We start from the raw sequence: 13,981 nt of genomic DNA, 5'->3' as shown, positions 1-13,981 counted from the left end.
ATACAGCGTCCACCGATTCCAAAGCAACGCATAGCTGGGCGGTCGTTTCGTCGTGGGAAGTACCTGGACTACAGACGCCTTCAGCCCGACACGGGGCGCAGGAAGATGTTCGTGAGCTTTACCCGCGGAACTATAGTGGAACGGTAATAATTCGCATCACATGGGCGAAGCGAGGAGGGGCGGCGTGGACGAAGCACAAGATCAAAGCATTCCTGCCGCTCGTCATCTAGGTTTAAGCGGTGGCAGTCCGTCCACGTTCCCATCATCCGGTCATGGGCAGCCCCCTTCCCTGTCCCAACGAACGAAGGACTCGCCGACTTCAGTTTTAGCCTCACGATCCCACCGCCGTAAAAGATTCGTGGCTCTACTCCTCACAATCCTGGTGGCGCTAAGTATTCCGACTCTTATTGGGACGCTCCTTCTGCTGGGTTAGTCTGTACTGGAGAAACTATTCTGACGAACGCAGGGGCCAAATTTCGCAAAGATTATGCCTATATGGGGTAGGCGACCAGAGGCTATTAAAATAGCGCCCATTATCGAGGCTCCCATTAATTCGTCTCCATTTGACCGCGTTGTGACAGCAACCGGACGGTCCTGTCAGCAATCTCTCCGTGGACTGCGATGGCTCTGCCCAATGTGTTGAGTTGAACCGAAAAACGAATCGAGATATACCTTGCGAACAACGCCAGTCATCTTTCAATCGAAAGCACCTCAGGCTCCGGATCTGGAGTCTTTTAGGGTTTTCGCTAACACTTACGTAGTTGGTAGTTCGAGGGGTGCGGAATGTAGGCAAAACCAGCTAACGGTGTGGGCCCACGGAGTAGGTGCTCTGGGAGGTTCGTTCATAGACGGAGACGAAGAAGCTGCGCGAATCCTGGATCAGCCCGGGCTCTCTAATCTCCCTTCGCTTGGGCAAGAGCTTCGTGGATCAATCTCTCTATACGTCCTAGAGCACGACAAGGACCAAGTCACTCTACTTCCGGACCCGCTGGGAGGCGGCATCGTCTTTACGCACCGCGACGAGGATGGCTGGGCAGCATCGTCGGATCTCGGTGCGCTCGTCGACTTCCTCCGGAGCATCGGTCGAGGCCCGCGGAAGTCACTTGAATATGTGGCTGCATATGTTGCCACCGGTAGCGGCGGGCTCGTCGACTCTAGTTATGAGGGCATCGAAGCGCTGCCACAGTTCAGCTATATCGAGATCACTCTAAATGGATTCACAGTGAAAGATTATGCGGCCAAGCAGTCCTTCTACGCGACAGAAGAGTCCTATGACGATTCTCTCGCTCGCGCCGAGGAAGAAATCAAACTGAACCTGAGGGCGCTTGCCTCTGGAGACCATTCCCGTAAAGTGGCGCACTTGACCGGGGGAATCGATTCACGCGCTGTGTTGGCGGCAATCCTGTCGACGGGCAACGGCGATCAGTTCTCGTTCTACTGTTCTGGTGGGCCCACCGAACCCGACCAGGTCATTGCGCGGCAACTGGCGACTGAGTACGGGCTCATCATGACGAAGGCTCAAGGGACAGAGCCAACTGTCGCGCCTGAGACCCAGGAAGAACAGCTCCTTTGGCGCTTTCAACATACCTCCGGGCTCATATCCGGCCCGATGCATCGGGGAAACACTCGATCTTCGACGGCTATTGCCAGTGGCGGCTATGGCGAGCTATTTCGTTCATTCCACAACAAGGGGATTCCCCACGTTGGGAATCCGCAGGAGGTGGCCCAAAAGATATTCGGCGGACTTGGTTTCTCGACTAACGCTTCCCGCAGACTGCTCTCACGGGACTTTGCCGACCGCACCCAGGCCCGGCTGCAGAACCATATTGTAAAGAGTGAAGGGAAGGGAGTGCGCCGAGATGCGCTTCTCGACCATGTGTACATGAGTAGTCGTAACAGGTTTTTTGTCGGTGAGATCACCAGATCGGTATCACCCTTTGCCGCGCGGTTTGATCCCCTTTACAGCCTTGCAGGAGCGTCCCTCGCTCTCCGACTCGATGGTGCCAGCCGTGTGGCAAATATTGTCGGGATGGACCTGATCGAGCGTATGTCGCCCGGCCTATCGCGGCTGCCATTCGATCGAGACAGATTCAGCGGTGCTTATGCACAAGTTCGCGAAGTGCCCGCCACGAGGGATTTTTCCAAGCAAGGTGGACCATTATTTGATGGGATGGTCAGCGAGCCGGCAGGGAACGCTGGGCTTGTGAAAGTCCCCAAACCAACGGTGGAGGAGCGGCTGCGAGCGAACGAGCTGAAGATGGCCCCCCGACTTATCGCCGAGTTTCCGGCGACGCGTGATGGAATCAAGGACCTGATCGCTGGGATGACCGGGTCAAGATTCGAATCTGCCTTCAATAGCAGGGCGGTGACTCTCCTCGTGGATCGGCCGCCCTCACATCGCGTCCATTACCGGACTGCTCGCAGTATCTACGCCAGCCTCCTGTGGTATCACCGAGGATGATCGCAGAACCTTGGCTCATTGTTCCCTGCCAGATCACGATGCCTCACAAGGACTACCCGCAGCGGCGGCTAAGCTTGATAGATCGAACGGCCAACCGGCCTTCTCATGTTCGATCTTGGTCCGCATTTCTCGAACAGATCTAGGGATAATGGTTACAAACGCTCAGATGTATCGGCTTCGGGAAATGGTCCTTCCGCTCCTCCCCTCGTCTAGCGGGGATCCAAGCAGGGCCCGAGCCATGAACTTCATCGAGAATGGGCTCCTCTCATCAGCGCAGTTCGATGATCTCAAATATGACAACGGCGCGATGTGGGCCGCACCCTACCCTCGAGGCCAACAGCGCTACCTACACGGATTCATTTTCCTTGTCGACTGGTTCGATACTGTTCTGGTGAACGAGCAGTCTGCCCCAGAAGCCGCCAGACTTGCCACCGAAGTAGTGGAGGATTGGGTCGACCGATACCCAAATCCACAGACCGACCACCCTATGGCCTATCACGATGAGACAACCGCTCAACGGCTGATGAACCTCATGTCGTTGGATATGAGAGTGCAGAACTACCATCCTGATCTGTCGCAACGGGTCCTGCAGCCTCTCATTAACACGACCGCCGACCTCCTTGCCCGGGATGACTTTCATGCTGCTGGCAACAATCACGGGATGTTCCAGGATCTCGCTCTGCTGTATTGGAGCATTTTATCTGCGCCCACTGAGGAACGCCGGTCAGCTGCATACTTCGACGTCGCAATGAATCGATTGAGGAATTACTTCAGCGAATGTTTCACCAAAGACGGGGTTCATGTCGAGAATACACCGACTTACCATTTGATGGTTTCCAGACATGTAGCTAATGTTCAGAGAATTGCGGTAGCGGCCGGACATCCCGATGCACCGTTTTATGAAGAGCTCGTCAAAAGGGCCGAAATCTATGCTGTTCATGCACTGATGCCGGATCGCACTTATCCCCCGATTAGCGATACACAGCAAAACGACATTTCTCGATCAGGAATGCAGAAGATTTTTACCAGTGAAGAATTCGCCTATGCGAGCAGTGGCGGATCAACTGGTCGAGCCCCCGACGCGCGAACCCTGGTTCTCCCGGACTCCGGCTATGCGATTTACCGCAGCAAATGGGGAGATCCGAATGCGACCTTCGCGTTCTTCTCAGCGGCCTACAACGCTGATTACCACAAACACTCGGATGACCTGAGCTTCTTTTTACGGAGTGCGGGGGTAGACCTTCTAAGCGAATCGGGCCCCTACAGCTACGACTACAAAGATCCTTTGTCTAAATACGCCTACTCCCAGTTCGCTCACAATAGCCTTGTGGTAGACGGCAGGAGCCTTCCGCGGACTGATGGGAAGTTGAACGATGTACACCTGCGATCCATTGATGAGCGGGACGATGGATTCACCGTTGTTGGCACGAATGCTCGCTACGAGGACGTTATTCACGAGCGGAAGATAGACATCAACGAGATTGATGGATTTCCGCAAATCAATGTTACGGATTCCATTACAAGCCCTGCTAAGCATCATTATCAGTTGCTTTGGAACCTTGGGACGGATGTAGACATAACTTTGCATGGCCAAGGTTTTGAACTATTCCACAAGAATCGGAAGGTCATGGATTTGCTGGTGTCTGCCGATGTAGCAACCATCATTACCATTCGCGAAGGCGTGATGAAGCCTCGTCCACTTGGCTGGCGCTTCCCAAAATTCGGTCAAGCAGAACCGGCCAAAGTTGTGGCCATATCCTTCACAGGTCCGTCTGCGACCCTTACGACCAGCATCAGGCTGTCCGATTTCAACTACGTCGATCGGGGTCTTGCAGCCCAGGACTCAAAGTGGTCACGACAAGACGGTAAAGTGCCGCTAAACTATCTCTTCAGTCCAGGAAAAACGGCTAGCGGGCGGAATCGCTTGGTGGTAGTTTTCTCGGCTATCCAAGGCGTCGGAGACTTCACCTACAACTACAAAGCATCAATCGACGCTGTCGACATCAACGCGCTTTACATTCTGGATGACTTTGGCGACCAGGGTTCCTACTATCACTCTGACCATCGATCAGACACTGTGTTTCAAGCGGTCCAACGGTTGATAAAGACAATTGCTGACCGGGAGGGTGTGGAGGTAAGCGACATTGTGACAGTCGGGTCCTCCAAAGGTGGGACTGCGGCTCTGCTTCACGGCCTCGCCCTGTCGGTTGGTCGAATAGTCGTTGGTGCCCCTCAGACCCGGATAGGTTCGTTCGTTGCTCGCCCACATCCGAACATCCTCGAGTTCATGGCTGGGGGGACTTCCGATTCGGATGTGGAGTACCTCGATGGGTTGATTGACTCCGCAATAAGCAAGAACAACGGAACCACAGCAATTTCGATTCTCGTAGGCCAAAACGATCATCACCTCTCTCACCATGTGCTGCCCTTGTCTGAGAAGCTCGCCGCTAAGGAAATTACCGATACCTCCCTCACAATTCTTCCAGATCTTTCGCATGCCGACGTCGGGTCAGTGTTTAGATTCTTCCTTGCAGCTAACCTGGAGCAGTGGGTAGCAAAGTCCAGTGAGGAAGCGCTAGCTTACATCCTCACTACCAAAGAAAGCGCGCGAAGCATTCGCATCAAGGTGTATGCGCCAGCGGAAACCCAAATCTCTTACCGACTGTTCTCCGGATCAGAAATTGTTCGCCGACGGAGCTATTCAGAGCGCGACGTTGTCATATTCGACGATCTGGCTCCGGGCAACTACAGGGTCCGGGTTTTCCGGACCGAGCCTGGCATGACGCAGCCCAAAGCCTTCACAACCCGTTGGATTAATGTCGAATAGGGATCGAAACCCCATTGCCCTTTACCGGGGAGGCCGCGCCGTATAGTCGGTATACCGCTTGATGTCTGTGCTGATAATGCGAGCAGGTACACCGGCAACCACGCAATTATCTGGAACCTCCTCAAGAACAACGGCGTTGGCGCCGATGACCACGTTGCTGCCGATACGTCCCCCGAAGCACTTGGCTCCAGGCGCGATGAACACGTTATCGCCGACGATGGGGGTTCCATTCCCCCGCACTCTTCCGCCTAATGTGACGTTCTGAGCAATGACACAGTCTCGTCCGATAATTGAGTCCGGGTGGATTACAGTTCCGATACCGCCAATACCAAGGCGGGTACCTTCTCCAATTCGGGCCTTGAACGGCACTCTGGAGTTGAACTTGTTGAAGATGAATGTCTGGATGTAATAGGCGCCGTCAACCAACCCTTCAAGGTAGACCTTGCGGGAAAGTCTATAGAGGTCCATCACCCCGAATCGGTGGAGCTCTTTGGATAACAGGTCTATTGATCCATTTGCCAGTGAGAACTGCTGCATCTCCCCAAAATCGTCTCCATATGCTTCATGACCGATAACCGAACTCCCTTGGGGCTGGCCGCCGGCAGCGACGACGGGTTTCCCGAAGAAATGAGACCCCACGTGTTCCCCAGAAGGATCGATGAACGAAACTACCTGGTGGTTGACACCGAGCATCAGACTCACTGCGGCACTTGTCTTGGTCAAGCCCACCAGGGACAATGATTTTGTCTGACTCGACCGCGGTACGTCGGGAAAACCGACGTACCGCACCCGGTCGGATACCGCTGAAACCGCAGGACTATCGGGCGATTTGGTGTAGCACTTGACGCGATACGTACCCGGACCGTCTAACGGAAACTTATAGGTGTTGGAGACGACATAGGGCGTTTTCTCCACGACCTCGTCACCGCGCAACAGATAGTATGCAAACAGTGTTCCGCCCTCGCTTGCGGCAACGGAAAGCTGGAAGAAATTCTCTAGTGCGGCTGTCACTTTCATGTGTGCTCCCCACGTCGCGTACCAGATTTGGTAACCGGCCTACCTACCACTTCCATATTCAATAGCGGCAGCACTCTATCGTTTGAAAATTGTTGGACGACAAACCGCTGTGCGGCAAACCTCAGCTCATCCCATCGAGCGATATCGGCTGTCACCGTTCGGATGCGCTGGGCCATCCTTACCGGGTCAGGCGCGATCCAATCGACAGGATAGATCTGATCGGCGCCGGGCCAAGCGAGTGTTACAGGGAACGCACCAGACGCAGCCCCGTCGGGCAGCGTGAGATGAAACGACTCGAAGTCGCTGACGGACAAAACCGTTCCGATCTTGCTATACCACTCAGCCATGCCGTCCCCCTGCGCGTCGAAGGTAACTCCTCCGGTCAATGTCGGGTCGGTCTCAATACGCTGATACTGGGTCAGGAAGTAGTCAAGCTCTTCGGTACGATCAGCCATCCATGCGAACTCTTCAGGACGTTTGCCCTTGATGAACAGGTGATACCGACTGTCTTCAGTCCTAAGGGCGCTCAGCAGATCGAGCGCTAGATCAAGCCGTTTTCGTTGCGGCACGATCCCCACCAGGCCGAGGTTCCATTCGGCTCCCGGGAGTTTGTCGCGTTTCAGCGCACGCGTGTCGACATAGTTCGGGATGACAACTGACTTTGAACGTGGAATCCGAAAATCCCGCTGAGCGACGTCCGCTGTGTGCTGGCCGACGAATATGAAGCGATCGACGTTGTCGGTGTTCAGCTGATGGAGGTACGCAGTGGTCAGCTCCTGAAGATGCAGCCGGCAGACCAGCCGCTGGTCGGCACGCTTGTTTTTCGCAAACCAGACGGCGTTTCCAAGAGTCCACTCACAGAAGATCACTTCTGCCTCCGCCAGTTTGGCGCGGCTGGCCTCGTCGTCGTGTTGCGAATGTCCGAGCCATTGATCAATGTCGACCGTGTGTCCGGATGCTTCTAAATGTGCGATGAGCCCACGGGCGAACTTGAGGTCGTGTCCGGCAACCAGAATCTTCTTGGGGGTCCTGTCATCCCAAGGCACATTTGATCGCCGATCTCGAAGAACCTTCCTTCTCAGGACCAGCGTCCGTTCATGGCCAGCGGGAACTACTGCTGCTAAGCCGGACACCTTCCGTTCATCAGCAGCTTCTAGCCGAGCCAGTCCACGACCGCATTCTTTCAGATCCTCTTGGCTGACGAGTGCCGAATCCCAAACTGAATATTTCCTCGATGTGAGAAGGTCCTCGTAATATGTGCGGTCAATCTGACTAGTCGGGAGGTCTCCAATAAGGGTGATTCCGGCTGACAAAAGGGACTGCGAATCGTCCGCGGACATCTTCCTAACTTCAATACCGTTGATTGGTCCAGAATCTCCGGCGCCAAACTCGGTCAACAGAAGAGTAGGGCGGACACTCTGGGCATCGAGATCCGCCAGGATCTCTGGAGTTATCTTCTGAATGCGGAGCGCATACTTCTCCAGCATCGGCGCCTTGACCGTCAGGCCAGCCGTTCTGAGGACGTAAACCAGACGGTGAGCAGCTGTGTGGCTCCGGAGTACCGAACGCAGGGCAAGCCATGCATCCTCATTTCTGGCTTCCTCATTTTCCATCCAGTAGTTGATCAGCGCCTGGGCGCTTGCTTGATCAGAGACGATCGGGATGATACTTCCGAAGACCTGATCGATCCCCTGCCCTGGTCCACTGATAATCGTTCCCCCACAAGCGGCGACCTCAAACACTCTGCGAGAAAACATCGTGCCCGATTGTTCAACGGAGTTCACGTTTACGTGCACGGGGTGGGCTTTGTAGGCTTCCACCATGTCTGCGTAGGTCAGACCACCGGAAACATGGGGCGCGAGATCCGCGGGGAACTTGTAGGGGCTCTCCTTGTTCAGGTGCTGACGATCATAAATGGTTAGACCAACTGGAAGCGCGGCTGCAAGGAGGCTATGGAGCTGATCGGATCTCTTCTGGTACCGAGCCCCATAATATGAGCCAGCATACGAGACAGTATGCGAGTACTGCCTGTCGCTGGGAAGCGGATTATGTAGTGCTGGCTGGGCGTAAAAAGGTAGCGAAGCGACAGTCTCAAGGAATTCGCCCGCCGACTCCAAATAGCGCCGGATCGACCGATCATCACTGGTAAAGACATGCTGAAAGTAGGTGGCGGTTTTCTGGAACCGGTTGAAATGAATGGGATCTTCTTTATTCCAGAAAATTGTTGGTATTGAGTTCGCACGGCAATGTTTAATCAGGTTGCGTAGATCCGCGAAAGAATCGTCGTCGTAATAACCCACCTTCCCCCGCCATGCTCCACCGTTTCCTTCCCAGGCTGACTCGACGAATAGTGCGCTGATCTTCGAATCGGCTAGCTGGTTTGCCCAGTTGTCGGGAAGTAGCTCGACCAGCGAGATGTCGGGGCGCAGGCCAGCGGTAGTGAATTCATCGGCGATAATACCAATCGTCACATCTGACAAGTTTGTTCCGCTTATGCAGGACGCGCGTTGTTCGGATGCTGACAGTGCAACATGGGCTTCTTCACCCACGCGCCGCCAATTCCTCTCGCTGACCGCCCAGAGGCGGGCTCGGCGGCCCATTTCACAACGCCAATCCTCATTCTTCACGAGCTTTGTTAGGACTGAGGCGAGCTGGACTGCATCGCCTGCAGGGAAAAGGGCTGCCCGTTCCCCGTCCGCGCCTGCGAGGTCCCTCAACGGAGGCAAGTCGGAAAGGACCACGGCTTTGGCTGCTGCCATCGCCTCCAAGGGTTTGATCGGAGAAACCATCTCCGTGACAGGAAGTGGCAGACGCGGACATGGCGTTATATCGAAGATACTGAGGTAGTTGGGGATTGCACTGGCTTTGACCCGCCCCGTAAATATCGTCACGTCGGACAGACCCAGCGTCGTAGCTCGTGCCTTCAACGCTGGCAATGCCGCGCCGTCTCCGACGATCACAAGCCTGAAGTCTGTGTCCTCTACCACCATCCGATGGCACGCCTCGAGCAATGTGGCCAGGCCCTCGTACTCGACCAGGCTACCTGCATACCCAATCACCGGAATATCGTGGTCGATACCCAGCCGCTGCTTCGTTGGTCCATGAGCCGGCATGTCGCTGAACTGGTCAGTATCGACCGCATTCGGAAGAATCACGACCTTTTCGTCCGGAACCCCACGATGGACTAGCTCGTCCCGAACTTGGTCTGTTATTGCAAAAACGAGATCGGCTTCACGCGCAACAAGCGTTTCCATCTCCTTCGAGAACCTGAACCGGTCTGACTGACCCCACCCAGCCTTCGTCGACGACTCGGTGATCTCCCATAGCCCGCGAACTTCATAGCTGAATGGAAGCCCGAGCCTGCGCGCCGCAATCAGCGCGGGCAGGGCAGTTACATGGTTTGACGCAGCATGAATCCGTTCAACACGATTACGCGTTGCCACTTGAACATAACTGTCTGCTGCCTCTTGCACGTAATGGTCAAGGGGGCCCTGGGTCCATGTGGGGCCCTGACTGAAAAAGTGGTTGATTCCATCAATGGTTTCGTTGTAGCTCGATGTGGATTTAGGCGCGACATCGGTCTTGATGTCCCATGGATATCCTGGGCGTGCCGCGATGATCACGTCGGCTCCGGCTTGAGTCAGCCCTTGCACCAGGCCCGCTGTGCGGGTTGAGTAGCCGTTTGAGTTGTAGGGGGAAACGCTATGCGCACAGTAGAGAATACGGCCTCGCTCAGCCTGGTAGCCCGGAGAGTCTTGCTTGGGCGGCAGGTTGGGCGGACGCTCGCTGAGCCGATCAAGTCCCGTGACAGCATCGATCAGCTGCTTCTGTTTCGCGGATAGTCCCGTCAAGACTTCCGCATGGTCAGCAATTGCTTTTGCCGGTTCACTAACGCTGCCGAGCACGAAATAGAGATGTGCGATCAGGTTGTATACATTCATTTTGGACGGGTCCCGGAGCACAGTCTTCCGGAGCTCCTCAGCGCGTTCCAACGGACCGAGTGTTGGAGCCGAGTTCGGTTTTGCGGTGACAATAGCCGCCGGCGCAACGGACGCGGTTGTATGAGCCGTCTCTGACCCGGCTGGCAACGGCACATTGACAGCAGCGCCCGAAAGCTCTCTGGGTCCTTGAGCGGGACGCGCAACCTTCTGAATCTGTCGTGGCCACAACCGTCCAAGTACCTGGGCTGGCGTGACAACGGCAGAGCCGATTCTCATTCGTTTTGACCCACGGAGCGCGGATAGTGTGGCCTTTAGCTTCGTGTTCTCTTCACGCAAGGACTTACCCTCGATCGTCAACTTGCTGTTTTCGCGCTGCGCTGAAGCTAAGTCCCTTTCCAAGGACCTAATAGCGCTAGCGTCGCGACGTCGACGCGCGGTCAGCTTCTCGTGCTCAACGATGAATTGGTCAATGTCGGCTAAATACCTAGCGCGTTTAGCCGAGGCATCTATGGGCCGTGATCGGATCTCGTCCTCAAACCGCACTGATTTCCTCCATCATGATTCGGAAACTCACCGTCAGAGGTGTCACCGCCAGATTCCGCGAGTGTCGACTACTGACTTTCCCTCGAGTAATGCACGGTCCATCTCCTTGAAATCATCGTGATCGACAAGCAACAGCACAACGTCAGCATCCCTGACAGCGTTTGCAGTCTCGACGAGCTCGACGTTGGCGAGACCGGTTAGTGACTTGGGAAGCGTCGATACGTGCGGTTCAGCGACAAGAACCGTGCTCTCTGACAGATCACTACTGAGCTGCCTGACAATTTCCACTGCCGGAGATTCTCGCAGGTCATCAATGTTCGCCTTAAAGGCGAGACCGAGGGCCGCAACCTTCGCGTTACTCCCTGCATCCTTAAGCGCCGCCTTCACCTGATCGATAACCCAGGCCGGCTTGGCATCGTTTGTTTCCCGGGCCTGACGAATCAGCTTTGACTCGTCAGGGGCTGCCGAAACGATGAACCACGGGTCAACGGCGATGCAGTGGCCGCCGACGCCTGGGCCGGGCTGCAGGATGTTCACCCTAGGGTGGTGGTTCGCGAGTTCGATCAGCTCCCAGACGTCGATGCCGACCTTGTCGCTAATGACCGACAGTTCGTTCGCAAAGGCGATATTCACGTCCCGGTAAGCGTTCTCGACGAGCTTCGCCATTTCTGCGGTCGCTGCATCGGTGAGGTGGATGTCACCCTGGCAGAAAACGTGGTACAGCTGGCGGGCGAGCTCAGTCGCCGCGTCGGTAATCCCTCCCACAATCCGGTCATTGGTTACGAGTTCAATCATGACCCGCCCGGGGAGAACCCGTTCTGGGCAGTGGGCTACATGGAGGATTGGTTTACCGTTGGCTCCGTCAAGGCTGAGGTCCGGACGAAGCCCCAGCAGGTAATCAGCGAGGTGCTGGGTTGTGCCCGGGGGAGAAGTTGATTCCAGGATGATCAGCTCACCGCCTCGGAGCTGTGGCGCAAGACCGCGGGCCGCAGCCTCGATGTAGCTCAGGTCTGCCGTCTTGTCAGCGTTGAAGGGAGTTGGCACAGCAAGGATAAAGGCGTCTGCTGACGGAGTTACGGTTGTGGCCGACAGGCTACCAACGCTGACTGCACCCGCCACGTGAATGTTGAGGTCTGGCTCGACGAATGGCACTTCTCCGCGGTTGATGGCGTCCACGTTGTCCTGCTTGATGTCCACGCCGACCACCTGAAGCCCGTTGGTCGCCAGAATGGCAGCAGTTGGAAGTCCGATGTATCCGAGACCGATAACTGCGACTTTTTGGATGGTGTTCATGTGTTCCCCTTAGATTGATACATGGTTGTCAGGCTTTCCATAGAACGCGATGTCCGAGGATGCCAGGATTTCGTAGTCGGATACCTGCCAGGTGTGACCTGACCCATTCCGTTGTTGATAGTAGTTGTATCGGTCGGATGAATAGACAGTCCCCGAGGCAGCGATCACTGCCTGCAGGAACGCGGTATCTTCCCCTGTGCTGCGCCGTTCAAACGGGTGCTGAAGGAAGACCCCTCGGGGCGCGAGAATAGTAGGTCCCATGACCATTCGAGTGAACCTGTGTTCCTTGTGAGCGAAACGCAGGACCGTCGCATCATGAGACTGAAGGTACATGTAATGGGCTTGCTTGCCGACGACCTGAGCCCCGGAGTAGTTCAACGCGCCGAGCTGGTCCACGAGGTAGTGCTGCCCGTAAAAGTCATCATCGTCCATTTTGGTAAGCACAGCGCCTGATGCCGCAGCGACGCAGTCATTCAGGCACTCACCCAAACTTTGGCTTGATGGCGCAGTAAGGACAACCAAGGATTTGATGCCGTAGCGCTTTCCCAAGTTCTCCAGTGTCGAAGCATCCGCTGTAAACCCGTGTGTAAGCAATACAAGCTCTGGACTTACCTCGAGCTGTGCACCAACCGTTCGGAATACGTGCTCTAACTGGTGTGGGCGAATCGTCGATACCAAAACGCTGACACTCGGCAAAGCAACCGGTTGGGCAAGCGTTGGCACAGCTGACCGAAGAACCTGTTCAGCCCTGTGCGCATAGGTATGTTCCCGCCAGATTGCACGCTGCGCGAGGTGCACCTGCCGCTCACCCAGCGAGGCTTGTTGAACGAGGGCAGAGAGTAGGCTTGCCGCGCCGTCTGCAGTCTCGACAATCGGAACTTCAGAAGGAGCGAAGTAGCGTTCAATAGCGACGCTGCGCGTCGAGACTACTGGGGTTCCAGAAGCGGTAATCTCGAATATTCGACGAGCGCACATGCTCGGGGATTCAGTCACAGAGTTGACGTTGAGGAATACCTTGTACGCCTTGTATGCCGTCAACATCTGGGAATACGGCAGCGAACCGACAACATGGGGCGATAGCCCCGAAGGAAACTGATAGTCTTCCCGATCACCCAACTTGCGCGAGAATATTTCGAGTCCCGTCGCCATAGACGCCGACGCATCAGCTGCGGCTCCGAGCAGCAAATCCATCTGCGCCCGCCGTTCAGGAAACTTGTGTCGGAAATACATTCCGGCAAAGGCTATGTCCCGTTGATGCCATCCATGTTTCGGACGCACCGGATTATGGATGGCCGGTTGAGCTGCGAAGGACAACGACTCTATCCGATCATGCCCCAGGTCCGTCCTATACCGATCCACCATGTTTGAGTCACTCGTGAACACACGATCGAACAACTTTGCGACGGGTAGGAAGTCCTCATAATGAGGGGGGTCCTCTTTATTCCAGAAAACCGTCGGAATTCCCTTGTCGCCGCACGCTTGGAGCAGTTCCCGAAACCCCTCTGAGGGCCCTGACGAGCCTGTCAGCTTGTATTGCCAGGCACCCCCATTCCCGTTCCAGGCTGACTCCACGAACAGCAAGTCGATCCGGTCATTGGCAACCACCGACGGCCAATTCTCGGGGGTCAATCGGATCATTTCCCACTCATAGGCAAATGCCGATGCAGAGAACTCGTCGAGGATCACCGCCGCGCGAACAGACCGTCTCGGCGCCTCTGTGCGTATCGGCTCTGCTTCGGCGAAAACCAAGCGTTTGGATCTGCGACGCCCCGTCCACGCACCCTCTGCCCCACGGGCGTTGTCTACTGTGAAGACGCCTTTCTCAGCCTGATTCCTTTGATGCCAGACGCGGACAGCAGGGATTCCTCCTCGGCGGAAATGCCACAGCATTGCTCGACC

At 55.6% G+C, this 13,981-nt stretch carries 6 protein-coding genes; 2 read left to right on the top strand and 4 right to left on the bottom strand.

All coding sequences use genetic code 11. From position 1 onward, the window contains the following. Positions 1–1,111: 1,111 nt before the first annotated feature. Both H4V95_RS07215 and H4V95_RS07210 read left to right on the top strand, forming a co-directional pair. Positions 1,112–2,461, top strand: coding sequence for a hypothetical protein (locus H4V95_RS07215; protein ID WP_209729593.1), 1,350 nt, complete (start codon positions 1,112–1,114; stop codon positions 2,459–2,461). Between the two features lie 238 nt (positions 2,462–2,699). After that, positions 2,700–5,288: a heparinase II/III family protein gene (locus H4V95_RS07210; RefSeq protein ID WP_209729591.1), complete on the top strand. Its 2,589-nt coding sequence runs from the start codon at positions 2,700–2,702 to the stop codon at positions 5,286–5,288. 21 nt (positions 5,289–5,309) lie between these two features. Here the strand turns inward: H4V95_RS07210 and H4V95_RS07205 are convergent, their stop codons facing one another. The 4 genes from H4V95_RS07205 to H4V95_RS07190 all read right to left on the bottom strand — a co-directional run bounded on the left by H4V95_RS07205 (position 5,310) and on the right by H4V95_RS07190 (position 13,972). Beyond that, complete coding sequence (locus tag H4V95_RS07205) at positions 5,310–6,305, bottom strand: serine O-acetyltransferase (protein WP_196865905.1); 996 nt, start codon at positions 6,303–6,305, stop codon at positions 5,310–5,312. Next, positions 6,302–10,246, bottom strand: coding sequence for a glycosyltransferase (locus H4V95_RS07200; protein WP_209729589.1), 3,945 nt, complete (start codon positions 10,244–10,246; stop codon positions 6,302–6,304). The genes H4V95_RS07205 and H4V95_RS07200 overlap by 4 nt, the downstream gene beginning before the upstream one ends. Positions 10,247–10,831: 585 nt before the next feature. Beyond that, entirely contained in the window at positions 10,832–12,082 is a 1,251-nt protein-coding gene (gene wecC, locus H4V95_RS07195; protein WP_196865903.1) for a UDP-N-acetyl-D-mannosamine dehydrogenase, read from the bottom strand. Between the two features lie 9 nt (positions 12,083–12,091). Next, the gene (locus tag H4V95_RS07190) at positions 12,092–13,972 is read right to left on the bottom strand and encodes a glycosyltransferase (protein ID WP_245345610.1); all 1,881 of its coding nucleotides are present in this window, start codon (positions 13,970–13,972) and stop codon (positions 12,092–12,094) included. Positions 13,973–13,981 lie beyond the last annotated feature (9 nt).

The sequence above is a fragment of the Arthrobacter sp. CAN_C5 genome, from assembly GCF_017875735.1.
Taxonomy (GTDB): Bacteria; Actinomycetota; Actinomycetes; order Actinomycetales; family Micrococcaceae; genus Arthrobacter_D.
Note: the sequence above shows the minus strand (reverse complement) of the source record. Positions and strands in the feature narration are given on the sequence as shown.

What these genes read in the sequence shown, in the direction of transcription:
- H4V95_RS07210 (WP_209729591.1), top strand. Translation starts at nt 2,700, where the DNA reads ATGAACTTCATCGAGAATGGGCTCCTCTCATCAGCGCAGTTCGATGAT.
- H4V95_RS07205 (WP_196865905.1), bottom strand. Translation starts at nt 6,305, where the DNA reads ATGAAAGTGACAGCCGCACTAGAGAATTTCTTCCAGCTTTCCGTTGCC.
- H4V95_RS07200 (WP_209729589.1), bottom strand. Translation starts at nt 10,246, where the DNA reads ATGAATGTATACAACCTGATCGCACATCTCTATTTCGTGCTCGGCAGC.
- wecC (WP_196865903.1), bottom strand. Translation starts at nt 12,082, where the DNA reads ATGAACACCATCCAAAAAGTCGCAGTTATCGGTCTCGGATACATCGGA.
- H4V95_RS07190 (WP_245345610.1), bottom strand. Translation starts at nt 13,972, where the DNA reads ATGCTGTGGCATTTCCGCCGAGGAGGAATCCCTGCTGTCCGCGTCTGG.